General features: G+C 72.9%; 19 protein-coding genes and 1 riboswitch. Of the genes, 9 read left to right on the top strand and 10 right to left on the bottom strand.

Annotated elements, in window-relative coordinates; genetic code table 11:
- Positions 1-21: 21 nt before the first annotated feature.
- From ACIQI7_RS24480 to ACIQI7_RS24470, 3 genes are all read right to left on the bottom strand, one after another.
- Entirely contained in the window at positions 22-1,902 is a 1,881-nt protein-coding gene (locus ACIQI7_RS24480; RefSeq protein ID WP_401113303.1) for a hypothetical protein, read from the bottom strand.
- Between the two features lie 218 nt (positions 1,903-2,120).
- Complete coding sequence (locus ACIQI7_RS24475; RefSeq protein WP_401113301.1) at positions 2,121-2,981, bottom strand: TetR/AcrR family transcriptional regulator; 861 nt, start codon at positions 2,979-2,981, stop codon at positions 2,121-2,123.
- Positions 2,982-3,101: 120 nt separating this feature from the next.
- Positions 3,102-3,611 carry an NUDIX hydrolase gene (locus ACIQI7_RS24470; protein WP_401113300.1) on the bottom strand — a complete coding sequence of 170 codons (510 nt, stop codon included), beginning with the start codon at positions 3,609-3,611 and terminating at the stop codon, positions 3,102-3,104.
- 111 nt (positions 3,612-3,722) lie between these two features.
- Here ACIQI7_RS24470 and ACIQI7_RS24465 point away from each other — a divergent pair, with 111 nt between their 5' ends.
- A complete protein-coding gene (locus ACIQI7_RS24465; protein ID WP_401113298.1) occupies positions 3,723-4,946 on the top strand; it encodes a serine hydrolase domain-containing protein in 1,224 nt (407 codons plus the stop codon).
- A gap of 51 nt (positions 4,947-4,997) precedes the next feature.
- Here the strand turns inward: ACIQI7_RS24465 and ACIQI7_RS24460 are convergent, their stop codons facing one another.
- The 3 genes from ACIQI7_RS24460 to ACIQI7_RS24450 all read right to left on the bottom strand — a co-directional run bounded on the left by ACIQI7_RS24460 (position 4,998) and on the right by ACIQI7_RS24450 (position 8,601).
- Complete coding sequence (locus tag ACIQI7_RS24460; protein WP_401113296.1) at positions 4,998-5,321, bottom strand: nuclear transport factor 2 family protein; 324 nt, start codon at positions 5,319-5,321, stop codon at positions 4,998-5,000.
- 266 nt (positions 5,322-5,587) lie between these two features.
- Complete coding sequence (locus tag ACIQI7_RS24455) at positions 5,588-7,111, bottom strand: aldehyde dehydrogenase family protein (RefSeq protein WP_401113294.1); 1,524 nt, start codon at positions 7,109-7,111, stop codon at positions 5,588-5,590.
- A gap of 542 nt (positions 7,112-7,653) precedes the next feature.
- Positions 7,654-8,601: a terpene cyclase gene (locus ACIQI7_RS24450; RefSeq protein ID WP_387756636.1), complete on the bottom strand. Its 948-nt coding sequence runs from the start codon at positions 8,599-8,601 to the stop codon at positions 7,654-7,656.
- Between the two features lie 310 nt (positions 8,602-8,911).
- On the opposite strand from ACIQI7_RS24450, the gene ACIQI7_RS24445 reads away from it, so the two are divergent.
- Positions 8,912-11,926, top strand: a complete 3,015-nt coding sequence (locus tag ACIQI7_RS24445; RefSeq protein WP_401113293.1) for an ATP-binding protein — start codon at positions 8,912-8,914, stop codon at positions 11,924-11,926.
- Between the two features lie 274 nt (positions 11,927-12,200).
- Positions 12,201-13,265 (top strand): aldose epimerase family protein, encoded by a 1,065-nt coding sequence (locus ACIQI7_RS24440; protein WP_401113291.1) that lies wholly within the window; start codon positions 12,201-12,203, stop codon positions 13,263-13,265.
- On the opposite strand, the gene ACIQI7_RS24435 is transcribed toward ACIQI7_RS24440, so the two are convergent.
- Positions 13,262-13,768 carry a GNAT family N-acetyltransferase gene (locus tag ACIQI7_RS24435; RefSeq protein WP_401113289.1) on the bottom strand — a complete coding sequence of 169 codons (507 nt, stop codon included), beginning with the start codon at positions 13,766-13,768 and terminating at the stop codon, positions 13,262-13,264. The genes ACIQI7_RS24440 and ACIQI7_RS24435 overlap by 4 nt on opposite strands.
- 310 nt (positions 13,769-14,078) lie before the next feature.
- Here ACIQI7_RS24435 and ACIQI7_RS24430 point away from each other — a divergent pair, with 310 nt between their 5' ends.
- The 5 genes from ACIQI7_RS24430 (at position 14,079) to ACIQI7_RS24410 (ending at position 20,276) form a co-directional block, all read left to right on the top strand.
- Complete coding sequence (locus ACIQI7_RS24430) at positions 14,079-15,356, top strand: extracellular solute-binding protein (protein ID WP_401113287.1); 1,278 nt, start codon at positions 14,079-14,081, stop codon at positions 15,354-15,356.
- Positions 15,357-15,492: 136 nt separating this feature from the next.
- Positions 15,493-16,494: a carbohydrate ABC transporter permease gene (locus ACIQI7_RS24425; protein ID WP_401113284.1), complete on the top strand. Its 1,002-nt coding sequence runs from the start codon at positions 15,493-15,495 to the stop codon at positions 16,492-16,494.
- A 39-nt stretch (positions 16,495-16,533) separates the two neighbouring features.
- Positions 16,534-17,439: a sugar ABC transporter permease gene (locus tag ACIQI7_RS24420; RefSeq protein WP_387756630.1), complete on the top strand. Its 906-nt coding sequence runs from the start codon at positions 16,534-16,536 to the stop codon at positions 17,437-17,439.
- A gap of 94 nt (positions 17,440-17,533) precedes the next feature.
- Positions 17,534-19,231, top strand: a complete 1,698-nt coding sequence (locus ACIQI7_RS24415) for a glycoside hydrolase family 13 protein (protein ID WP_401113282.1) — start codon at positions 17,534-17,536, stop codon at positions 19,229-19,231.
- A gap of 25 nt (positions 19,232-19,256) precedes the next feature.
- Positions 19,257-20,276 carry a LacI family DNA-binding transcriptional regulator gene (locus ACIQI7_RS24410; protein ID WP_401113280.1) on the top strand — a complete coding sequence of 340 codons (1,020 nt, stop codon included), beginning with the start codon at positions 19,257-19,259 and terminating at the stop codon, positions 20,274-20,276.
- A gap of 139 nt (positions 20,277-20,415) precedes the next feature.
- Here ACIQI7_RS24410 and ACIQI7_RS24405 read toward each other — a convergent pair whose 3' ends face one another.
- From ACIQI7_RS24405 to ACIQI7_RS24395, 3 genes are all read right to left on the bottom strand, one after another.
- Positions 20,416-20,616, bottom strand: coding sequence for a hypothetical protein (locus ACIQI7_RS24405; protein ID WP_401113278.1), 201 nt, complete (start codon positions 20,614-20,616; stop codon positions 20,416-20,418).
- 280 nt (positions 20,617-20,896) lie between these two features.
- Positions 20,897-22,222, bottom strand: coding sequence for a transglycosylase family protein (locus tag ACIQI7_RS24400; RefSeq protein WP_401113276.1), 1,326 nt, complete (start codon positions 22,220-22,222; stop codon positions 20,897-20,899).
- Positions 22,209-22,410, bottom strand: a riboswitch (cyclic di-AMP (ydaO/yuaA leader). Its footprint overlaps the gene before it by 14 nt.
- A gap of 493 nt (positions 22,411-22,903) precedes the next feature.
- A complete protein-coding gene (locus tag ACIQI7_RS24395) occupies positions 22,904-23,863 on the bottom strand; it encodes a hypothetical protein (protein ID WP_401113274.1) in 960 nt (319 codons plus the stop codon).
- A gap of 568 nt (positions 23,864-24,431) precedes the next feature.
- Between ACIQI7_RS24395 and ACIQI7_RS24390 the strand changes: the two genes are divergently transcribed.
- On the top strand, positions 24,432-24,695 hold the full coding sequence (locus ACIQI7_RS24390; RefSeq protein ID WP_316525231.1) for a DUF397 domain-containing protein: 264 nt from the start codon (positions 24,432-24,434) through the stop codon (positions 24,693-24,695).
- Positions 24,696-24,865: the final 170 nt, after the last annotated feature.

The following is a 24,865-nucleotide window of genomic DNA, read 5'->3' as shown; positions in this document are numbered from 1 at the left end:
CAGCAGCTCCCCGACTCCGGCTCAGCCGAACGGGCGGCTCGTCGGCTCGGCCTCCGCCTCGTCCGCCGCCTCCGGCTCGTCCGCCGGCAGGTCCGGGATGCCTTCCATGGAGAAGGGGTTGAAGTCCGGCGGCGGGACCATCACCGGGGTGCCCTTGCTCGGGGTCGGCTCCTCCGCGTCCCCCTGCCGCTCCGGACCCTGCGCCGCAGCTTCCGCCGCGACGGGCGGGGCCTGGGCCGGGATGGTGGGCGGGGTCGAAGGTGGCGGCGGGACGGCCGGGCCCTGGGCGGGCAGGGTGGTGCCGAACGGGTCGGCCTTCTGCTCGGCCGTGACCGTGGTGCCGAACGGGTCGGCGACCGGAGCGGCCGAGGCGGGCTCGGTCGCCGGCGCGTCGCCCGACACGTCCGGGATGCCTTCCATGGAGAAGGGGTTGAAGTCCGGCGGCGGGACCATCACCGGGGTGCCCTTGGGGCCGTCCGCGGCATCGGGCGCCGCGTCGTCCCCACCGGCGGCGGGGACCTCGGCGACCGGCGCGAAGGGGTTGAAGTCCGCGGGCGGTATCCGTACCGGAGTGCCGCGCAGGTGTACCGGCACCTCCTGCGGGTCCTCCTCGACGGCGGCCGGAGCCTGCGTCGGCGCGGGAGGCGCAGTCGGGGCCGGAGCGGGCGCCTGGGCCGGGACGGTGCTCGGCGGGGCGACCGGAACGGCGGCTGCGGCTGCGACAGCGCCCGGAGCCGGCACGCCGTCCCAGCCGAACTGGATGCTCTTCAGCAGTTCCGCGAACGCCTCCGTGTACAGCTCCCAGTCCTCCGGCCGCGCCGTGGAGAGCTGGACGCACAGCACCGTCCCGCCGTCCGGCAGCGGTACGAAGGCCTGGACGGCCGAGGTGACCACCCAGCGCCGCTGCCCGTCGGCGGCCAGCGGTCCGGGGACCGGGACGGTCCGGCCCTCGACCAGGACGGCGGCCGGCCCGGCCGGCAGCAGGACGGTCCACACCTCGGCGTGCCGCCGGACGGTGGCCAGTTCGGTGGCGAGCGCGGTGATCGGCAGCGGGTGCCGGGCGAGCGAGACGACGAGGGCGGCGTCCGAGGTGCGGTCGTCCAGTTCCAGGGCGCAGACCCCGGCGTACACGACGCCCGCGTCGCGGATCAGGTCGGACAGGGTGGCGGAGATCACCGCGAAGTCGCGCCGCGGCTCCGGACCGGTGGCGCTGAACAGTTCCTCGGCGACCTCGGCCAGGTGCCGGGCCAGCTCCTCGGCGGCCGCCACGGTGGCCGGGGCGGCGCCGTCGCCCCGCTCCGCGCCCTCGGGCAGCGGGGGCACCGCACGGGCGGAGACGCCGGGCGGACCGCCGGGGGAGGTCAGCGCGTGGAAGCCCGGCGGTACGACCAGTCGGACCTCGGCGCCCGCGCCCGTGGGCAGTTCGACCGGCTGCCGGGTCTGCTGCCCGGCCGCCAGCGCGGCCAGCGCGGGGGCGAACGGGGGGCGCAGCTTGGCGTCGGCGAACTCGCCGGTCACCGGGAGCTGGAACAGCGCGGCCGAGGTGGTGCCCCGGTCGGCGACGGCACCGCGCACCGCGCCGCCGCCGTACCGGGTCTGGAGCGCGGTGACCACCCGGTCGGTGAGCCGCGCGCCGGTGCCCGGTCGGGCGGTGCCCGCGGTGGTCACCGTGCCGAGCCGGTCGAGCGCGGTGTGCACCGGTCCGTTGGGGGCCAGCGGCAGGCTGAACAGCGCCTCGGCGGAGGGGTGTCCGACCGCCCGCAGGGCGCTCAGCGAGGCCGCCGGGTGACGCGAGGTGTGCTCGTCGAAGAGGGCGTCGGTGAGGGTGCCGAGGGTCGCGCAGACCTGCTCCGCTGCCGCGAAGGGATTGGCCTCCACGCTGAACTGGACGTCCTGGGTCACCTGGTGAGCCCCCCGCTCTGCTCCGTCTGCCGTCGGTGGTTCGGGTGGGACCGGCCCGGCCGCGGCGGCGTGCCGTCAGATCCCGGCTCATTCCTATCAGAGCCCACCGTCCTCACCGAACCGCAGGATCACCCGATGATCACTCGGACGCCCGCCGCGGCGGTGACATCGGCGGCGCTCGGACGACCGCCCGGTGACCGCCCCGTCGACCGCGCCGGTCACTCGGTGGCGGCCCCGGCGGCCTGTGCGGCACCGTCGGCCTGCGCGGCCCCGTCGTCAGAGCCGCCGGCGGCGAGCGCGGTGACCGCCTCGACGATCCCCGGTACGGCGAACAGCCCCGCTAGGTCCCGCACCAGGCGTCCGGTCGGGCCGTCCGGGTGCTCGTCGGCCAGGAAGGAGGCCAGTTCGGTCGCGAGGGCCGGCTCACGGGCGGCGGTGAGGGTGAGCGCCGCGACGAACTCCTGCACCAGGTGCAGCTGGAGCTCCTCCAGCGGTACCGAGCGGTCGGCCAGCCACTCCAGCGAGGTGATCTCGGCGTTGGCGATCCAGGCCCGGACGGTCAGCCGCAGCCCGATGCTCGGCGCGGGGATCGCCAGGTGGGTCAGGATCTGAGCCTGGGCGGCCCGGCGCACCTCGTCGATCACCGCCGTGGTGTCCGCGCTGGCCGACACCGAGCCGCCGCGCAGCAGTGCGGCGAAGCCCGGCCCGTGGCTCTGCACGAAGTCCAGGTAGCGGCCCATCACCCGGTGCAGCCGCTCCGAGAGCGGCCCCTCCAGGGGCTCCTCGAACCGGGCCGACAGCTCCTGCCCGGCCCGCCGCAGCGACTCCTCGTACAGCGCCTGCTTGCCGGGGAAGTAGTGGTACACCAGCGGCCGGGAGGCACCCGCGGCGGCGGCGATGTCGTCGATCGACACCTCCTCCGGCGGCCGCCGGCTGAACAGCTCCAGCGCCACGGCGATCAGTTGCTCCCGCCGCTCGTCCACGCTCAGCCGCCGCCGCGGCTTCTCGCCCGCCGCCCGGGCGGATGCGGAGGTCCGTGCTGCGGGGTCGGCCGTCGAAGGCGGCGTACGGGAGGCCATGCGCGCCACCCTAGTTCGTCGAGGGCCCGCCGGTGGAGCCAGGGGCCCGCCGTGGCCGGGGCCACGGCGGGCCGCGAAGCCCGAGGTCGCGGACCCGGGGAGCGGTCCGCGGGACGGGCCCTACGCGGACCGGAAGTCCAGGTAGCGGCGGTAGGCCTCGACGCCGTCGGGGACGAAGGCGTCGCGGGTGAGCCGGTCGGCGAGTTCGGCGGGGGTGAGCCAGGCGTGCCAGGCGACCTCGGACTCCTGGGGGGAGACCGGGCCGTTCCACTCGGCCTCGTACAGGTCGCACCACCAGGAGAGCCGGTCCTGCTCGAAGAGGAACTTGAACAGGGGGCGTGGGGCGATGCCGTGGACGCCGAGCTCCTCCTCGGCCTCGCGGACGGCGGCCTCGGGGTAGGTCTCGCCGGAGCCGACCACGCCGCCGACGAACATGTCGTACGCGCCGGGGGCGAACAGCTTGGTGTCGGTGCGGCGGTGGACGAAGATCCGCCCGGACGGGTCGCGGACCAGGATGAAGACGCAGCGGTGGGTGAGTCCGCGCCGGTACACCTCGCCGCGCAGGGCGGTCCCGATCACGCGGTCGTGCTCGTCGACGATGTCCAGCAGTTCCTCGGCAGGGTTGGTCATGGGGGACAGGTTAGGGTTTCGAGGCTTGATTCGAACGGATTCGATCGAAGAAGATCAACGGCGAACACGAGTGGCACGAGACGTAGCGGAACTGGTCGAGGACGGCGCGCAGTGGTGGAGATCTGGGGCGAGACGGCCGAAGGGTTCGAGCCGGTGCGGGCGGCCTTCGCACGGAACTTCACCGACTACGGCGAACTCGGCGCGGCCTTCGCCCTGTACGTGCGCGGCCGCAAGGTGGTCGACCTCTGGGGCGGCGACGCCCGGCCGGAGGTCGGCGGCCGGCCTGCGCCCGCGGTGCCGTGGACGGCGGACACCGCGCAGGTGCTGCGTTCGGTCACCAAGGGCCTGACCGCGGCCACCGCACTGCTGCTGGCCGAACGCGGCCTGCTCGACCTGGACGCCCCGGCGGCGTCCTACTGGCCGGAGTTCGCGGCGGCCGGCAAGGGCCGGGTGCCGGTGAGCTGGCTGCTCTCGCACCAGGCCGGGGTGCCCGCGCTGGACGTGCCGCTGCGGCTGGAGGACGTGCTCACCTGGGAGCGTGCGGCGGCCGCCGTCGCGGCCCAGGCTCCCGCCTGGGAACCCGGCACCGCGCACGGCTACCACCCGTACACCTTCGGCTGGTTGGTCGGCGAGGTGGTGCGGCGGGTGAGCGACCGGACGACGGGCCAGTACTTCGCCGAGGAGATCGCCCGGCCGCTCGGGCTGGACCTGTGGATCGGGTTGCCGGCCGGCGCCGCTTCCAGGGTCGGCAAGCTGGTCGACCTGCCGGCCCCGGAGGCCGCCAGGACCGGTCCGAGCGGACTGCGGCTGCGGCCCAAGCAGGCCGTCCGGGACGCCTACCAGGACCCGGCCTCGCTGACCGCCCGGTCCTTCGCCTCGGTGCGCCCCGGCGTGGACCTCAACGACCCGGCGGTGCAGGCCGCCGAGATCCCCGGTGCCGGCGGCATCGGCACCGCCCGGTCGCTGGCCCGGTTCTACGCGGCGCTGATCGGTGCGGCCGACCGCCCGGACGGCTCCGGCGCGCTGCTGCCGCCGCTGCTCGGCCCCGAGGTGCTGGCGCGCGCGGTCGGGCCGGCGGTGATCGGGCCGGACCGGGTGCTGGTCGTCAACTCGACCTTCGGCCTGGGCTTCTGGCGGCACGGCCCGACCGCGCCGATGGCCTCCCCGGCGAGCTTCGGCCACCCGGGCCGGGGCGGTTCGCTGGGCTTCGCCGACCCCGACCTCGGGCTGGGCTTCGGCTACGTCACCAACGGCATGCAGCCGGGCGTCACCGGGGACGTCCGTTCGCGGAACCTGATCCGCGCGGTGCGGGGGTGCCTGGGGCTGGACCGGTAGCCCGGGCCCGGCCGGGTTCGAACGGCTGAGGCCTGGCCGGTCCTGAACGGCTCAGGCCTGGCCGGTCTCGAAGCGGTGGATCCTCCCGCCGTCGACGGTGAAGCGCCAGGCGGTGCGCATCGTGCCCCAGGTGTCGTTGGTGAACTCGGCGACCAGCCCGTGGCCGCCGTTCGACTCGGTCTGGACGGCGATCCGGCCGTTCGGGCCGAAGATCTCCCGGTCGACCCAGTCCGCCAGGTCGCGCTCGGACCCGTCGTCGGACATGGTCGCGTCCGGGGTGAGCAGCGCGAAGAAGGCCTCGCGGTCGCCCGCGTTGATCGCGGTGACGAAGGCGCGGACGGTCGGGTCGCTGAGTTTCGCGGGGGCGATGGTCACGCGGGACTCCCTGTTGAGGAGAGGGTCGGGGAGTCCTGTCTACGGCTTTCGCGCGGGCCGTCCGGGCATGTCGGCGGCGCGTCGGGGAATTGGCCGCATTGATGTGCTTTGATCCCCGGGACAGGCGAATCGCCCCGGAGCCCGCCACGGGGAGTGGCGAGGAGCGGGAGGTCCTGGTGGGCCTCCCGCTCCGCTTCCGGCGCCTGGAGCCGGGGCTGGTACCGGGCTCGGAGCGGCTGCCCCGGGAATCCGGTCCGGAGCCGGGCCTAGAAGAAGCCGACCGCGTCGGGGGAGTAGCTGACCAGCAGGTTCTTGGTCTGCTGGTAGTGCTCCAGCAGCGACTTGTGGTTCTCCCGTCCGATGCCGGAGTTCTTGTAGCCGCCGAAGGCCGCGTGGGCCGGGTAGGCGTGGTAGCAGTTCGTCCAGACCCGGCCCGCCTGGATGGCGCGTCCGGCCCGGTGGGCGGTGTTCAGGTCGCGGGTCCAGACGCCCGCGCCGAGCCCGTACTGGGTGTCGTTGGCGAGGGCGACGGCCTGGTCGAAGCCGTCGAAGCGGGTGACCGAGACGACCGGGCCGAAGATCTCCTCCTGGAAGACCCGCATCGAGTTGTCGCCCTCGAAGACCGTCGGCGTCACGTAGTACCCGCCGGCGAGCGCGCCGCCGAGGTCGGCCCGCTCGCCGCCCACCAGGACCTTGGCGCCCTCGTCCCGGCCGATCTCGAAGTAGGAGAGGATCTTCTTCAGCTGCTCGACACTGGCCTGGGCGCCGACCTGGGTGTCGGTGTCCAGCGGGTCGCCCTGGCGCATCGCCCGCACCCGCTCCAGGCCGTCGGCGAGCAGCCGCTCGTAGACCGCGGAGTCGATCAGCGCGCGGCTGGGGCAGGTGCAGACCTCGCCCTGGTTGAGGGCGAACATCGCGAAGCCCTCGACGGCCTTGTCGTAGAAGGCGTCCGAGGCGGCGGCGACGTCCCCGAAGAACAGGTTGGGGCTCTTGCCGCCGAGCTCCAGCGTGACCGGGATCAGGTTGTCGGCCGCCGCGCGGGCGATCAGCCGGCCGGTGGTGGTCTCGCCGGTGAAGGAGACCTTGCGGACCCGGGTGCTGGCGGCGAGCGGGGCGCCGGCCTCCTCGCCGAAGCCGGTGACGATGTTGACCACGCCGGGCGGCAGCAGGTCGGCGGTCAGCTCGGCGAGCAGCAGCACCGAGGCCGGGGTCTGCTCGGCGGGCTTGAGCACCACCGCGTTGCCGGCCGCGAGCGCCGGGGCGAGCTTCCAGACCGCCATCAGGATCGGGAAGTTCCACGGGATGATCTGGCCGACCACGCCCAGCGGCTCGTGGAAGTGGTACGCCACGGTGTCCTCGTCCAGCTGGGAGATGCCGCCCTCCTGGGCGCGCAGCGCCCCGGCGAAGTAGCGCAGGTGGTCGACGGCGAGCGGGAGGTCGGCGGCCAGCGTCTCGCGCACCGGCTTGCCGTTCTCCCAGCTCTCCGCGACGGCCAGTTGCTCCAGGTTGGCCTCGATCCGGTCGGCGATCCGCAGCAGGACCTGCGCCCGCTCGGCCGCCGGGGTGCGGCCCCAGGCGGGGGCGGCGGCGTGGGCCGCGTCCAGGGCGGCCTCGATGTCCTCGGCGGTGCCGCGGGCGACCTCGGTGAAGACCTCGCCGGTGACCGGGGTCGGGTTGCCGAAGTACTCGCCGCGCACCGGGGGCGTCCATCCGCCGCCGATCCAGTGCTCGTACCGGGAGCGGTAGGCGACGATGCTGCCGGGGGTGCCGGGGGGCTGGTAGACCGTCATGCTCGGTGTCTCCTCGCTGCGTCGGGCGCCACCCGGTACGGCCGGGGCCACGGGCGGCGCGCCGGACCGCCCGGCCTGGGGCGGTCCGGCGGGAGGGGTCGGACACGCAATCGGACCGGCGCCCGTGGGGGCGCCCGCCGCCGAGCACGATAGCCCTCGGGCGCCGGGCGCGGCTACGGTCCGTACGCCGTCCCCGTACGGAGGGTGCCTTTCCCGCCGTTCCGGGGCGCACCGCTGGACGTCCGGAGGTGCTGCCGCGGGTGTCCCGGTTCGGCCACCGCGGGTACGCAGGGCCCGGATCGCCGCGGGTGCGCCGGGGCCGGATCACTGCGGGGCGCGCGGTGCGGCCGCGTCCCCGCGGCGTGCCGCCGCGCGCCGCCGTGCACCGGCCGGGGCCGCTCCCGGGAAATGCCGCCGCGCGCCGCAGTGCGTCGGCCGGACGGCCCCCGCGGCGTGCCGCCGCACGCCGCCGCGTGACCGGGGCGGCACACTCGGGGCGCGCCGCCGCGCGCCCGGGCGCGCGACTGGCGGACGCGCTCCGGTCAGACCGCGTGGTACCGGCCGGTGCGGGCTTCCCAGCTGAGGTAGCCGGCCAGCCAGGTGAGCAGCCCGTCCGCGTACCGCTCGGCGATCGTCCGTTCGATCCGCGAGAGGCCCAACTCGCGGTGCACGTCCGGGAGTCGGTCGCGCAGCTCGGCGCAGCGGTCGACCATCAGCTGGGCCTCGGCGATGACCGCCGCGCAGGCCTCCTCGGCCGAGCAGCGCCGCTCCCGCTGGACGATCATGACCAGGTTGTTCACGTCCCCGCGCGGTGCCTCCAGCGGGTAGGAGCGCACGTCGTTGCTGAGTGACGGTATGTCGGCCGCCAGCTGGCGGAGTTGGCGCAGCACCGGGTGGTGCAGCACGGCGGCCGGGACCTCGAACTGGCCCAGGCGTTCGACCATGTCGAAGATGGTCTCCATCGCCGCGGTGCCCCGGCGGAGTTCCAGGTAGCCGTCCCGGTCCGGTGGCCGGGTGGAGATCCGCCCGGCCGCCTCGGCCGGGTGGCTGGCGAAGTAGTACTCCCAGTTGTAGGCGGCGCGGGCCTGCCAGCGGGCCGGCATGCCCTGCACGCTGCGGTTCCACAGGTCGGCGAACGCGGTCTCGACCGCGGATCCCTGGTCGGGGCGGGCGCCGTGCAGGACGGCGATCAGGCGTTCGCAGATCGGGGCGACTTCGGTGGGGCAGCGGCCGAGCGGGCCGTCGAACTGGTCGTCGAAGAGGAAGTAGAACCCCATCAGGTCGGCTGCCAGGGCGAGTTCGTCCGGGCCGGCGTCCGGATAGCCGAGCGCGGCGAGGTCCACCACCTCCCAGTGCGCGTAGCCGGGGTGGTCGGCGTCGGGCAGCAGCGGGTGGCGGATCAGCCAGTCCCTGTGCAGTGCGGTGGCGCGCGGTCCGTGCGGACTGCGGCGGTGCGGGAACGGAATCTGAAGTGAGGTGTCGTCAGACATCGGACTCCCGGTGCAGCGGAGGGTGGGGGCGCTTTTTGTTCGAGCACTTTCGGTGGGGGGAGTTGACGCGGCGAGACGCGGACAGGGGCGGTGGTTTTCGCAAGATCATCTGCGCCTCGAAGGCCGTAGGGTATCTGATGTAATGATCGGACGTTAGGGATATAGGGCAATTGCCCGTGGCAGGCCCTCCAAACCCTCACCGTCCGCCCCAGCCTGCACGAATGCCCCACGGGGAGGCCCGAGCGGCGCTACCCTCGGCTCCACGCAGTGATGGAGCTGTGACGCGAGTGGGCGAGGCGGAGGCGCGACGGTGACCGAGCAGGAGAACGCAATTCGGGCGGGTTCTGGTTCCGTCCGCGACGGCGACGGCACCGCGCCACGGGTCCGGCTGCGCGACCGCGACGCCGAACTGCGCTCGGTGGAGGCCGCCGTGGACCGGCTCTGCCGCGGTTTCGCCGCAGGCGGCACCGAGATCGGCGACCTGCTCACCTTCTCCGGCCGCCCCGGCATCGGCAAGACCAGCCTGCTGCACGAGGTCCGGCGGCTCGCCAAGCTCCGCGACGGCGCCACCGTGCTCTTCGCCCGAGGCGGTGAACGGCAGTTCAAGGAGCCGTACCACGTCCTGCGCCAACTGCTCCAGCCCGTACTGAGCGACCTCCAGCCCGAGGTGTTCAGCCAGGTCATGGGCACCTGGGAGGAGGTCGTCGGACCGGCCATGGGCCTCAAGCAGCCCAAGGCCGGCGCCCGCCGCCTCGACCCGCAGGGCGTGCGCGACGGCCTCGACTACGTCCTCACCCAGCTCGCACCCCGCCGCGCGCCGATGGTGATGATCGTCGACGACCTGCACTGGGCGGACGGGGAGTCACTCTCCTGGCTGACCAAGTTCGCCATCCGATCGAGTGAACTTCCCGTCCTGCTCGTCTTCGCCTTCCGCGAGGACGAGAACGACTGGCCCACCGAGACCCAGGAGTTCCGCCGGGACGTCCTGGACCTCAAGGGCCGCAAGCACGAACTCAACCGGCTCACCCTCAGCTCCGTCACCGACATGATCCGCGCCGAACTCGGCGACAAGGCCGAGGACGCGTTCTGCTACGAGTTCTGGAACGTCGTCAACGGCAACCCGTTCGAGGCCAACGCCCTGCTCGACCAGGTCCGCGACCAGGAGCTCGAACCGGTCGAGGAGAACTCCCGGCAGCTGCGCGAACTCGCCGTCGACGCCACCGGGATGACCCTCAAGAGCTGGCTGGACCGGCTCGGCGCCAGCACCCTGCGGTTCGCCTGGGCCTGCGCGATGCTGGGCACCGACATCCGGGTCGACCTCGCCACCCGGATCTCCACCCAGAGCACCGAGGGCGCCCGCGACTCCATCAAGCAGCTGCGCAAGCAGCGCGTGCTGACCCAGACCCCCAACGGGAACCTGGAGTTCGTCCACCCGCTGATCGCCAGCTCCATCTACAACACCATGCCGGACGCCACCCGCCTCGGCATGCACGGCATCGCCGCGGCCGAGATCGAGAACGCCGGACTCGGCCTGCTCGCCGCCTCCCGCCACCTGGTCGAGACCCACTCCGGCGAGGGCGACGACCGGATCGTCAAGAAGCTGCGCCGCGCCGCCGTCGAACACCAGCTGATCGGCGCCCCCGAAGCCGCCCAGCGCTGTCTGCACCGCGCGCTCAACGAGCCGCCCGCCGACGAGGTCAAGGCCGAGGTGCTGTACGAACTCGGCTGCTCCGCACTGCTCACCGACCCGGTCGCCACCGTCAACCAGCTCAAGCTGGCCCTCGACCCCGACGAGGTGCCGCTGCGCCCCGAACTGCGCGTGGACGCCACCTTCCGGCTCTCCGAGGTCCTCGCCCACAGCGGCGAGCTGGGCCAGGCGGCCGTGGTCTGCGAGGAGGAGGCCCGGCAGACCGCCGACCCGGCCGGGCGCCAGCGGCTCCAGGCCGCCTCGTTCATGTGGCACGCCTTCCGCAAGTCCGAGGAGGACGGCCCCGGCCGCTCCGCCCGGCTCGGCGAGATGTGCCGGAGCCTGCGCGGACGGGAGGCCGCCGACCGGGCCGTGCTCGCCATGCGCGCCTGGGACCTCACCCTGCGCGGCGCGCCCTCCGCCGACGCGCTCGCGCTCGCCGACGAGGTCCTGGACGGCGGCCGACTGCCCAAGGGCCTCGGCTGGACCGACACCACCTGGGGCTTCGAACTGCCCTCGATGCTCGGCCTGACGTACATCTACAACGACCGCATCGCCCAGGCCGAACGGCTGGCCGCGGACGCCATCATCCAGTTCGAGATCGCCGGTTGGAGCGGCGCCCACCGGGGCTTCGCCTACTTCCTGATGGGCCTGGCCCGGTTCCGCCGCGGCCTGCTCGCCGAGGCCGAGGACTTCCTGCGCCGGGCGTACCGCATCTCCGAGCGGATCGGGGAGAAGCTGCCGCTGGCCTGGGACGCGATCGGCGTGCTGGTCGACACCCTGATCGCCCGCGGCCGGGTCGACGAGGCCTGGAACCTGGCCAACGAGTTCGGCTTCCACCCGCCGTACCACTCGACGGCCATGGTGCTGCCGGACGCGGCCTCGCTGTACGGCAAGCTGCTGGTCGCCAAGGAGAAGTACGCGGGCGCGGCCGCCGCGCTCACCGAGGCCGGCGCCCAGCTGGGGGCCCGGGGCTGGCACAACACCGTCTGGGCGCCCTGGGCCGGCCACCTCGGCATCGCGATCGCGAGCGACGAGCCCGAGCGCGCCCGCGAATACGCCCAGCGGGCGGTCCGGGACGCCCGCGCCTTCGGCACCGCCTCGGCGATCGGCAGCGCGCTGCGCCTGCAGGCCCGGATCGAGGACGGCCAGGCGGCGGTCGAACTGCTGGAGGACGCCGTGGCGCACCTCGGGCAGTCCCCGGCCGGCTACGAGCACGCCGTCGCGCTGGTCGACCTCGGCGCCGCGCTGCGCCGGGTCGGACGCCTGGACGACGCCCAGGAGTACCTGTACCAGGGCATCGAGCTGGCCCAGCACTGCTCCGCGGAGGGGCTGGTCGACCGGGCCCGGCGAGAGCTGGCCAACTACGGCCTGCGGCCCAACCGGCTGGGACTGCGCGACTTCGGGGAGACCATCGACACGCTCAGCAGCGCGGAGTGGGACGTCGCCAAGCGGGCCGTGCAGGGCGTGCCGCCGCAGCGGATCGCCGACGAGCTCGGGGTGCCGATCGGCCTGGTCAACCGCCGGCTGGCGGCGGTCTACCGCAAGGCGGGCAGCGGGCCGGACGGCCTGGCCTCGGCGCTCGGGCTGCCGCAGCAGCAGCGGGACGCGGGCCCGCTGGAGGACCCGGAGGACTGAAGGACCGGTCGCCGCCGGGTGCGGTGTCAGGTGCCGGGCGCAGGACGGGACGCCGGGCGCCTTCCACGGCCGCCCGGCGCCCTCCACGGCCGCCCGGCGGCCGGCGGTCGTGGAGAGCGCCCGGGGGCGGCGGGCGGCGCGCAGGTCCGCAGAAGCGCCCCCGCTGCCACCGCCGTCGCTAGGCTGACGAACACGGGGCCGCCGCGGCGCCCCCTCGACGGACCCGGAACCGGGCGCCCGCGGTGCGACGCGGCCGCCAGTGAGGAGCAGGCCAATGGCGAACGAGGCCACCAGCGTGCGGCACGAACCCCTGGAGCCCTCGGGCGCCGGTGCCGCGATCGAGCGCTGGACGCTCACGGCCGGTCCGTACGAGGCGAGCGTGCTCACCCTCGGCGCGACCCTGCACACCCTGAGCGCACCGGACCGCTCCGGCCGCTCCGCCCAACTGCTGCTCGCCACCGACCGGTTGTCCGAGATCCTCGGCCCGGCCCGGCACTACGGCACGGTGGTGGGCCGGTACGCCAACCGGATCGACGGCTCGTCGGTCACCCTCGACGGCGTGGAGCACCAGCTCGCCCCGACCGGCGGCGGCATGACCATCCACGGCGGCCCGGACGGCTTCGCGCACCGGATGTGGACGGCCGAGCCGGTCGACGGCGGGGTACGGCTGGCGCTGCACAGCCCGGACGGTGACCAGGGCTTCCCGGGCGCGCTGGACGTCACCGTCACCTACACCCTGGACGCCTCCGGCGAGCTGGTGATCGCCTACCGCGCCGTCACCAGCAGGCCGACCGTCGTCAACCTGACCAACCACGCCTACTTCAACCTCGCGGGTGAGGGCAGCGGCGACGTCCTCGGCCACCTGCTCACCCTGGACGCCGACGCGTACACCCCGGCCGACGAGCGGCAGATCCCGTGCGGGCGGACCGAGCCGGTGGCCGGCACGCCGTTCGACTTCACGGTGGCCACCCCGATCGGCAAGTCGGTGCACGACGAGCACCCCCAGCTGACCGGGCCCGGCGGCTACGACCACAACTGGGTGCTGCGGGCCCGGCCCGCGGACGGCGGCCCGGCGCGGGCCGCGCTGCTGGAGGACCCGGTCAGCGGCCGCACCCTGGAGGTGCTGACCACCGAGCCGGGCATCCAGGTCTACACGGCGAACAAGTTCCAGGGCGCGGTCACCGGCGCGAGCGGCGTCCCGTACGGGCCGTTCGCCGGGATCGCGCTGGAGACCCAGCACTTCCCGGACTCCCCGCACCACCCGGCGTTCCCCAGCACGGAGCTGCGTCCGGGGGAGGAGTTCCGCTCGACGACGGTGCTCCGGCTGGGGATCGACTAGGGCGTGTCCAGGTCCCGGCGCATGCAGAGCCGGGGCCAGCGGTCCAGGCCGTGCTCGGCCTCCTTGCGGCGGATCTCGCGCAGACCGGGGGTGAGCTCGTCCCCGGCCAGCGGGCGGAAGCCGCAGCGGGCGTAGTAGGGGGCGTTCCAGGGGACGTCGGCGAAGGTGGTGAGGGTGAGCGCGGGGGCGTCGGTGGTGTCGGCGAGGTGCTCGATCAGCGCCCGGCCGATGCCCCGGCGGGCGTGGTCGGGGTGCACGGAGACCTGCTCGATGTGCAGCGCGCCGTCCACCGGCTCGGCCAGCAGGTAGGCGGCGACGCTCCCGTCGGGGGCCTCGGCGAGCAGGGCGACGCCCCGCTCCAGGTAGTGCGCCAGCTCCTCCGGGGCCGGGGGTTCGTCCTCGGCGATCTCCGGCATGCCGATCGCGGCGAAGGGTGCGCCGGCGGCCCGCTCCAGCTCGGCGAGCAGTGGAAGTTCGTCCCTGGTGACGGCTCTGATTCGCATGCGTCCAGTCTGCTGCAGACCGCTTTCGGCCACGCACGGTGGTTCCGTCGGCCGGCCCCTGGATGGGTGAATCGGGCGTACCGGGGCAATCGGCGCGGCTGTCAACTACCGTGCGGCAACGTCCAGGACACGTGGGCGTAACGATCGCCGTTTCTTGCAGAAACTTTCTGCAAGGACTTTCCGTCCGTCTTGCGCCGCTGTTAACTTCCTTCCCGAGCCCGACGGCAGCAACGGTGCGGTCGGCACGAGGCAGCCATTATGCGCCTGCCTCCGAACATCTCGGGCACCCCCACCCTCCCAAGGAGTTCTCATGCGGCGTGGCATCGCGGCCTCTGCCCTCGTTGTGGCCCTCGCGGTCTCGATGGCTGCCTGTAGCAGCAGCGGCTCCAGCTCCGACGGCAAGGCCGACGGGCCGGTCACCCTCACGTACTGGGACACCTCGAACGCCACCAACGAGGCGCCGAACTACCAGGAGCTCGTCAAGAAGTTCGAGGCCGCCAACCCGAACGTCAAGGTCGACTTCGTCAACGTGCCGTTCGACCAGGCGCAGAACAAGCTCCAGACCGCCATGGGGGCCAAGGGCGCTCCGGACGTGTTCCGCTCCGAGGTCGGCTGGACCGCCGCCTTCGCGAAGGCCGGCTACCTGGAGCCGCTGGACGGCACCCCGGCCGTCGCCGACACCTCCGCCTTCCAGCCGAGCCTGATCCAGCAGGCCAAGTACGAGGGCAAGCTGTACGGCGTGCCGCTGGTGACCGACACCCTCGGCCTGCTCTACAACAAGGAGCTGTTCACCAAGGCCGGCATCACCGAGGCGCCGAAGACCTGGGACGAGCTGAAGGCCGACGCCGCCGCCGTCAAGGAGAAGGCCGGCGTGGACGGCTTCTGGCTGAAGGCCGCGGACGGCTACTACGCGATGCCGTTCCTGTTCGGCGAGGGCACCGACACCGTCGACGCCGCCGGCAAGAAGATCACCATCGCCTCGCCGGAGGCCGTCAAGGCCGTCGAGACCTACAAGTCGATGTTCACCGCGCCCGGCACCGTCAAGGCCGACGTCACCACCGACGCCTACGCGCACATGATGGACGCCTTCAACAGCGGCAAGGTCGCGGCGATCATCCAGGGCCCCTGGGAGATCACCAACATCTACAAGGGCTCCGCCTTCGCCGACAAGAACAACCTCGGCATCGCGGCCGTCCCGAGCGGCTCCGCCGGCAAGGGCGGCGCCCCCACCGGCGGCCACAACATCTCGGTCTACGCCGGCGCGGACAAGGCCCACAAGGCCGCCGCCGAGAAGTTCGCGGCCTTCATGACCTCGGCCGAGAGCCAGGCGTTCATCGCCCAGAAGAACTCCACCCTGCCCACCCGCTCCGACGCCTTCACCGCCGACGTCAAGGCCGACCCGGGCATCGCCGGCTTCCAGGCCGTGCTGAGCAGCGCCAAGCCGCGTCCCGAACTGCCCGAGTACAGCTCGCTGTTCGCCTCGCTCGGCACCAACCTGGGCAAGGCCGTCCAGGGCACGGGCACCCAGGACGCGCTGAACACCGTCTCCACCGACTACGCCAAGCTCCTGCCGGGCTTCGCCAAGTAGTCCCTGTGTCCGGCCCGCCGACCGACGGATGACGGCGGACGAGCAGCAGCGCTGCCCGTCCCCGCCTGTCACCCGTCGCCCCGGTGGGCCGGGCCGTCGGCTCCCCCCGAGAATTCCCCCCGAGAAGGTGTGAACGATGTCAGTCGCCGTGCAGGGCGCCACCGGCAAGGGCAGCCGGGAGCGCGAGCAGCGTCCGGGCCTGCTGGAACGCGTCAAGCGCTCCTACACCAAGCACTGGTACGCCTACGCGATGATCGCCCCGGTCGTGCTGGTGCTCGGCGCGCTGGTGATCTACCCGCTCGTCGAGGGCCTCTGGCTCACCCTCACCGACGCCAACAGCCTCAACGTGGCCCGCAAGATCGGCGTCAACGAGATCCCGGCGAGCTACGAGTTCGTCGGCTTCCACAACTACGCCGACATCCTGTGGGGCCCCGGCTCGTACGACCGCTTCTGGTCGCACTTCGTCTGGACCATCGCCTGGACGGCCGTCTGCGTCTTCCTGCACTACACCCTCGGCCTCGGCCTCGCCCTGCTGCTCAACCAGAAGCTCCGCGGCCGCGCCGCCTACCGGATGCTGCTCATCCTGCCCTGGGCCGTACCGACCTTCGTCACCGTGTTCTCCTGGCGCCTGATGCTCGCCGACGGCGGCGTCGTCAACAGCGCCCTCTCCTTCCTGCACCTGCCCGAACCGGGCTGGCTCACCGACCCGTGGGCGCAGAAGGCGGCCGCGGTCATGGTGAACACCTGGGCCGGCGTGCCGTTCATGATGATCTCGCTGCTCGGCGGCCTCCAGTCGATCCCGGCCGAGCTGTACGAGGCCGCCGAGATGGACGGCGCCTCCGCCTGGCAGCGCTTCCGGTACGTCACCCTGCCCGGGCTGCGCTCCGTCTCCTCCACCGTCGTGCTGCTCGGCGTGATCTGGACGTTCAACCAGTTCAACGTGATCTTCCTGCTGTTCGGCTCCGGCGCCCCCGACGCCCAGCTGCTGGTCACCTGGGCGTACCGGCTCGGCTTCGGCCAGATCCCCCGGGACTACGCGCAGTCCGCCGCCTACGGCGTGATCCTGCTGTCCATCCTGATCGTCTTCACCGCCTTCTACCGGCGCTGGCTCGCCCGCAACGAGCAGGCCAACGGCTGAGGCCCCGGACCCAGTTGACCCACGAAGGCAGGTAACCCGATGAGCACCACCACCGAACTCCCGGCCCGCGCGACGGCGCCGGCCCCGGCCGCCCGGCCCGCCGGGGTCCGCCGCCGCGGCGAGCGCAGCCCGCTGGCCCGGGCGCTGTCCCACGGCACCCTGATCCTGGCCGGCCTGATCGCGCTGTTCCCGGTCGCGTGGATCCTGTTCGTCTCGCTCGGCCCGGACAAGACCGACTACCTCCACCCCGGGCAGATCCTCGACAAGCTCACGCTGTCGAACTACCAGCACGTGCTGTCCGACACCGACTTCTTCACCTGGTTCGGCAACGCCCTGCTGGTCTCCGGCGTCACCACCGTGTTCGGCGTGCTGGTCGCCGCCACCACCGGCTACGCCGTCTCCCGGATGAAGTTCCCCGGGCACAAGCCGCTGATGTGGTCGCTGCTGGTCACCCAGATGTTCCCGATCGCGGTGCTGATCGTGCCGATGTACACGATGCTCTCCGAACTCGGCCTGCTGGACAGCTACGTCGGCCTGATCCTGGTCTACTCGACCACCACGGTGCCGTACTGCGCCTGGCTGCTGAAGGGCTACTTCGACACCATCCCGGTGGAGATCGACGAGGCCGGCCGGGTCGACGGGCTCTCCCCGTTCGGCACCTTCTGGCGGCTGGTGCTGCCGCTCGCCCGCCCGGGCCTGGCGGTGGCCGCCTTCTACTCCTTCCTCACCTACTGGGCCGAGGTGCCGTTCGCCTCCACCTTCATGCTCAGCTCCGACAAGTACACGCTGGCGGTAGGACTCCAGACCTTCGTCAGCGAGCACGACGCCCAGTGGAACCTGATGGCCGCGACCGCCGTGCTGATCGCGATCCCGTCCGCGGCCTTCTTCTACCTGGTGCAGCGCCACCTGGTGACCGGCCTGACCGCCGGTGCCTCCAAGTCGTAGCGCGCCGCCGCGCCGCAGCGCGCCCACCACGTCGTCCCGCGCCTCCACGTCCCGGCGCCGTCCGCTCTCCTCTAGTCCCCAAGGGATACCGTCCATGACCCAGAACCTGGCCGACACCTCCCGGCCTGCCGCCGACACCGCTCACGAGGCGACCGTCAGCGCGTCCAGAGGCTGGTGGCGGGACGCGGTCATCTACCAGGTGTACCCGCGCAGCTTCGCCGACTCCAACGGCGACGGCATGGGTGACCTGCCCGGCATCCGCAGCCGCCTGCCCTACCTGCGCGACCTCGGCGTGGACGCGGTCTGGCTCTCGCCGTTCTACGCCTCGCCGCAGGCGGACGCCGGCTACGACGTCGCCGACTACCGCGCGGTGGACCCGATGTTCGGCACCCTGCTGGACGCGGACGCACTCATCCGGGACGCCCACGACCTGGGCCTGCGGATCATCGTCGACCTCGTGCCCAACCACTCCTCGGACCAGCACGAGTGGTTCCAGCGCGCGCTGCGCGAGGGCCCCGGCTCCCCGCTGCGCGAGCGCTACCACTTCCGCCCCGGCAAGGGCGAGCAGGGCGAACTGCCGCCCAACGACTGGGAGTCCATCTTCGGCGGCCCGGCCTGGACCCGCACCGAGAACCCGGACGGCACCCCCGGCGACTGGTACCTGCACCTGTTCGCCCCGGAGCAGCCCGACTTCAACTGGGAGAACCCGGCCGTCGCCGACGAGTTCCGCTCGATCCTGCGGTTCTGGCTCGACATGGGCGTGGACGGCTTCCGCATCGACGTCGCCCACGGCCTGGTCAAGGCCCCCGGCCTGCCCGACCTCGGCGGCGCCGACCAGCTCAAGCTGCTCGGCAACGACGTCATGCCGTTCTTCGACCAGGACGGCGTGCACGAGATCTACCGCAGCTGGCGCAAGATCCTCGACGAGTACCCGGGGCAGCGGATCGGCGTCGCCGAGGCCTGGACCCCGACCGTCCAGCGCACCGCCAACTACGTCCGCCCCGACGAGCTGCACCAGGCCTTCAACTTCCAGTACCTGGGCACCGATTGGGACGCCGCCGCACTGCGCGAGGTGATCGACCTCTCGCTCGACTCGATGCGCCCGGTCGACGCCCCCACCACCTGGGTGCTGTCCAACCACGACGTCACCCGGCACGCCACCCGGTTCGCCAACGAGCCCGGCCTCGGCACCCAGATCCGCACCCCCGGCGACCGCGAACTCGGCCTGCGCCGCGCCCGCGCCGCCACCCTGCTGATGCTCGCGCTGCCCGGCTCCGCGTACGTCTACCAGGGCGAGGAGCTCGGCCTGCCGGACGTCACCGACCTGCCGGACGAGGTCCGCCAGGACCCGTCCTTCTTCCGCCAGGCCGGCCAGGACGGCTACCGCGACGGCTGCCGCGTCCCGATCCCGTGGTCCGGCACCGAGGCCCCGTACGGCTTCGGCCCGGTGGCCGGCGGACCGTCCTGGCTGCCGCAGCCGGCCGAGTGGGCCGGGCTGAGCGTCGAGGCGCAGACCGGCGACCCGACGTCCACCCTGGAGCTCTACCGCAGCGCGCTGGCCGTCCGCCGGGCGCAGCCCGACCTCGGCGCCGGCACCGGGGTCGAGTGGCTGGACAGCCCCGAGGGCACCCTGGCGTTCCGCCGCGGCGCCTTCGTCTGCACCGTGAACACCACCGGCGAGCCGGTGCGGATCGCCGCCCCGGGCACGCTGCTGCTGGCCTCGACCGACCTCGTGGTGGACGGCGGCGAGACGGTGCTCGCTCCGGACACCACCGGCTGGTGGGCGGTCTGACGTGGTTGGAATAGGCTCTGGGACCGTGACTACGGCGCGACTCTCAGACATCGCGGCGCAGGCGGGGGTCAGCGAAGCCACCGTCTCCCGCGTGCTCAACGGCAAGGCGAACGTTTCCGCCGCCACCCGGCAGACCGTGCTGGCGGCGCTCGACGTGCTCGGTTACGAGCGGCCGACCCGCCTCCGCCAGCGCAGCGCCGGGCTGATCGGTCTGATCACGCCGGAGCTGAGCAACCCGATCTTCCCGGCGCTGGCCCAGGTGATCGAACAGGTGCTCAGCCGGCACGGCTTCACGCCGGTGCTGTGCACCCAGACGCCGGGCGGGTCCACCGAGGACGAACTGGTGGAGATGCTGGTCGACCGGGGGGTGGCGGGCATCGTCTTCGTCTCCGGGCTGCACGCCGACACCACCGCGGACCACGACCGCTACGCCCGGCTGGCCGGGCGCAGGGTGCCGTTCGTGCTGATCAACGGCTACAGCGAGAAGATCGACGCGCCGTTCATCTCGCCGGACGACCGCTCCGCGATGTGGATGGCGGTCCAGCACCTGGCGGAACTCGGGCACGAGCGGATCGGGTTGGCCGTCGGTCAGCGCCGGTACGTGCCGGTGCTTCGCAAGATCGAGGGCTTCACGGCCGCGATGTGCGACGTGCTCGGACGCACCCGGGAGGAGGCCGAGGGCCTCGTCCACCACACGCTGTTCAGCGTGGAGGGCGGGCACGCCGCGGCCGGCGCCCTGCTCGACAAGGGCTGCACGGCGATCGTCTGCGGGAGCGACATGATGGCGCTCGGGGCGATCCGGGCGGTGCGGCAGCGCGGGCTGTCGGTGCCGCAGGACGTGTCGGTGGTCGGCTTCGACGACTCGCCGCTGATCGCCTTCACCGAGCCGCCGTTGACCACGATCCGGCAGCCGGTCGAGGCGATGGCCACGGCGGCGGTGGACGCGCTGCTGGAGGAGGTCGGCGGGAACGCCGTCCAGCGCGGCGAGTTCATGTTCCAGCCGGAGCTGGTGATGCGCGGGTCCACCGGGGCCTGCGCGCGCTGAGCCCCGGCCGTCACGGCCGACGCAGGGGCCCCGGAGGGCGGTTGCTCTCCGGGGCCCCTCGGCGTGCGCGCGGTCGGCCGCCCGGGGTTCGGGGGTGGCCGGCCGCCGGAGTTCGGACGGCTCGGCGGCCGTCGGGTGGTCAGCCCTCCTGCGCCGTCGGGCGGTCGGCGGTGAGCCGGTGTCCGTCGGCGGCCTCGCCGGTGCGGGTCTCGGTACGGCGGCCGCGGGCCAGGTAGTCGCGCAGGATCAGCTCGACGGCGTCCTGTGGGTTCTTGGTGCCGGAGAGCATCATCGCGTCGATCGCGAGGTTCGCGTCGAGGGTGACGGTGACCTGGGCCATGTGACTCCTCCTCGGGTGCAGAGCAGCAGCATGCCCGTTGCGAGGAGGTGTCCACCACGGAATACGGCGGATCCGCGGAACGGGAGCAGGGCGGGCGGTCCGGGCGGGAACGCCGGAACCCCCGGGGAGAGCGACCAGACTCTCCCCGGGGGTGGCGGGTGGTCAGCGTTCGGACGATGACTGACAGCTGACAGATGATGAAATCTGTTATCTGTTATCTGTTATCTGTCAGCTGAAATCTGTCAGCCGTCGTCCGAACGCTGTCGGCCGTTCGCCGTCCTCAGACCCGGCCGGCGAAGTCCGGGGCCCAGTTGGCGATGGTCTGCTCGCGGACGCCGGAGCTGGGGTTCGCGGCCTCGACGTACTTGCCGTTGCCGACGTAGATCGCGACGTGGTAGACGCCGGAGTCCTTGCCGTTGTTGGACCAGAACAGCAGGTCGCCCGGCTGGAGGCTGTCCAGCGAGACGTGGGTGCTGGCGGCGGCCTGGTCGGCGGCGACGCGCGGGACGGAGATGCCCGCGGCGCGCAGCGCGGCCTGGGTCAGGCCGGAGCAGTCCCAGCCGCCGTTGCCGGTGCCGCCATAGACGTACGCCTGACCGACCTTCGACTCGGCGAAGGAGACCGCGGCGGCCATGCTGCCGGTGGCGGCCGGAGCCGGAGCCGGAGCCGGAGTCTGGGCCTGGGGCTGCGGAGCGGGCTTGGCGGCCGGGGCCTGGGACTGGGCGGTCGGCTGGGCGTTCACGGCGCCGCCGTTCGCGGACCGGCCGGACTTCTGCGAGCGGTCGAACCAGGTGAAGTCCGCGCCGGACTTGTCGGCGGACGACCCGTCGAAGGACAGGTGCTGGCCCGGGTAGATGGTGTCAGGGCCGTCGGTCAGGGTGCCGCGGTTGAGCTCGTACAGCCGCTCCCAGCCGCCCTGCACGTTGTGCCGGTCGGCGATCGAGGACAGCCAGTCGCCCTCGACCACGGTGTAGTCGCCGCCCTGGGCCTGCTGCTGGCGCTTCTGGGCCCAGTCGCCGCGGCTGCCGGAGGCGGCGGAGTCACCGGCGTCCTGAGCGTCCTGAGCGGGCGCGGCGGGCTTGGCGGCCGGGGCCTGCGCGGGCTTGGTGGCGGGCTTCGCGGCCGGAGCGGCCGGCTTGGCGCTCTGGGCGGGCGCGGCGGTGGTCGAGCCGGCGGTGGAGCCCGCCGAGGTGTCGACGGCGGCCGGGGTGCCGCCCTTGGTCAGGCCGGCCTTGACGGAGCAGACGGGCCAGGCGCCGGGGCCCTGCGAGGCGAGGACCTTCTCGGCGACGGCGATCTGCTGGTCCTTGGTGGCCAGGTCGGCGCGCGCCGCGAAGGCGGTGCCGCCGAAGGCGGACCAGGTGCTGGAGGTGAACTGGAGGCCGCCGTAGAAGCCGTTGCCGGTGTTGATGCTCCAGTTGCCGCCGCTCTCGCACTGGGCGACCTTGTCCCAGGTGGCGACGGTGGCCGCGGAGGCGGTGCCCGAGGTGAGGCAGGGGACGGTGAGGCCGACGCCCGCGACGCCGAGGGCGGCGATCACGCGGCGGGTGCGGCTGGACAGGCTGGTGCCGTTGGTGGGCAGCATGAAGACGCGGTCCTCTCCCACGCCTGCGAGGTGAGCTGTCGGATTCGGGCTGGAGTTGCCCGGCCGCGCGGTGAGCGCGGCTTCACCCCTAGCCCTGGACCGTTCCGAAGAGCGGTCCGGGGCGACTTACCTGTGGTTCCCCCGCTCCTGCCGTGGTGCGTTTTCGCGCTGCCAGGACATCCGACGGCAGGACTCGGCGTTGCGGATGACCGGGTTCGTGTGGTCACGAACGGGGAGCACGTTAATCAGACTTAAGTTCAACCGCAAATGCCTGTGACGCACATCACGGTTTAGTGGAAACTGCCAAAATTGCGGCCGAGCATGATCGTAAATGATCGTTTTCAAGCAATGTCGTTGCAGAAAGCGACAACTGGCTTCGCCTCAGAAGTGACGTGACGGAGCGTCGAATCGCGGAACAGTGCGCTCCGAAGACCGGGGGAGCGGCCTCGATTCAAGTGCCCGGGGCCGCGCTCCCCATTTCCCTTCAAATGACGCCAGAACGGACATTCCACTTCATCGCCGTCCGACTCCCCGTACGGGACGGGGCCTTCCGCGGCAGCCACGGAAGGGGCCAATCCCATTCCCGGCCCGACAGGGCGGGGGCCGATGCCGGCGGGCAATGCGGCGGGGGCCAATGCGAAGGGCCCGGAACGCGAACCGTTCCGGGCCCTTCTGCGCGCGCGAACCGGCGCGCGGTGTCGACTACTGCCCGAGGGGCTTCTCGGCGGCCGCGTGGGCGCCGCGAACGCCCTCCAGGGCCCCCTCGGCCGAGGCGGCGGCCGCGGCCTCCGCCTCGGCCCGCGCCAGGTCCTCCGCGGACGGCACGGGCAGCGCGGCCAGGTAGGTGGAGGCGATCAGCTGGCCGACCGACGGGTAGGCGCCCAGCGGCGCGGCCGACGGGCAGCCGGTCTCCTCGGCGGCGGTGGCGAGCAGCTCGGAGTCCGCCTCCGGGCCGATCACCAGCGGGGCCAGCGCCGGGCGCTGCGAGCCGGTGTCCCTGAGGTGGTTGACGGCCGCGGCCACCGACCCGGGCACGTCGAGCGCCGCGGCGACGACCGGCACGGCCAGTCGGGCGGCCAGCAGCACACCGGTGATGCCGGCCGCGGCGGCCGCGTCCTCGCCGCCGACGGTGGTCAGCACCACGCCGTCGGCGGCGGTCGCGATGGCGAACAGCCGGGCGCGGTCGGCCCGGGCCAGCCCGGCCTCGGACAGCCGGACGTGCACGGCCTCGGCCAGTAGCGGGTGCGGGCCCAGCGGGTCGGTGATGGGGGCGCCGTACTCGGCGGCGAGCGCGTGAAGCTCGCTTAGGAAGGTGTGCGGGCCGGGCACCAGCGGCACCAGGACGGGCATCGGCAGCCCGGCCTCGGCGGCCAGGGCCAGCAGCTCGGCCACCGTGCGGTCCTCGCCGCCCGCGACCTCGGCGCCGCCCCCGGGGAGGTAGCCGACCGCGGTCTGCACGCCGTTCTGCTCGGTGCGGACGATCGAGAGCAGTTCCTCGACGACCGAGCGGGACTCGGGCCCGGCGGTCGCGGGCACGGCGAGCACCAGGGCCGGGGCGCCGGCCGGGATCTCGGGGCGCTCGGGACGACGGTGGCGCCCCCGCGCACGGGAGCCTGGAGTGCGGACGGGCAGTGGCGCGCCCGGAATGGCTGCGGTGCTCATGCCGGAGATCGTAGGACATCGGCCCGCCGGGCTTGCAGTCGGCTGCCGGACAGGATTCGCGCGGTCACGGTGCGGACCCCGCGCGAACCCGGTGCGTCTCCGGCGCCGGTCCGGGCGCTTTGCCTACAATCCGGACATTCTTCACCCAACCCCCGCACGGCCGCCGGTGGTTGCCACGACGCGAACCGCGGGGACGGGCGTTGCACCCGGGGTGCGTGAGATGTCTCACAGCATGTGAATGGTTTGACGGAGGGTCACGAGTGCGCGACTCCCGGCGTTCGAAGATCAACATTCAGCGGGGAGGTGCTCACGGCCGGTTATCACGAGCCCGGTGAATCATCGGCTATGTCCGTTTACGTACCGTCAGAAGAAGGCCCGTGAAGAGTTGGCGGATGCGGGTAAAAGGCCTGGTGCACCTGCAACGTCCCGTGCTGATGCACGTGCACTGCAGCTATCATCGCGTCAAGTGAGGCGTTGTGCCGGACCGGTACGGGGCCGGCCCGTTCGTTCCGACGGTGCCGGGGGCGCCGCGCTGGACGACAACTCCGGAGCTCTTCGGGAGATTTCTATGCACGACTCGCAGGACACGCACGGCTCGTACGACACCTACAACGGGATGGCCGCGGCCGATCTCCGGGGGGTGGTCTGGCAGAAGAGCCGGCACAGCAACTCCCAGGGCAACTGCGTCGAGTTCGCGGCCCTGCCGGGCGGCGACGTGGCGATGCGCAACTCGCGGTTCCCGGACGGTCCGGCCCTCATCTACACCCGGGCCGAGATCGCGGCCCTGCTGCTGGGGGCGAAGGACGGGGAGTTCGACCACCTGGCGGTCTGACCGACTGCCGTGCTCCATCATCGGGGGGCCGTCGTGGGTGCCGACACCACGACGGCCTTTGTCTTTCCCTCTTCCGGATGCCGCTGCTCCGGAAATCGTCGCTCCGGGAATCGTCGTTCCCGAAACCGCTGCTCCGGATGTCGCCGCCCCGGCTGCCGCTCCACCGGGGG

Source organism: Kitasatospora sp. NPDC092039 (genome assembly GCF_044756065.1).
In the GTDB taxonomy this organism is placed as follows: Bacteria; Actinomycetota; Actinomycetes; order Streptomycetales; family Streptomycetaceae; genus Kitasatospora.
The sequence above is the reverse complement of the archived record's forward strand: the minus strand, read 5'-3'. Positions and strand labels throughout refer to the sequence as shown.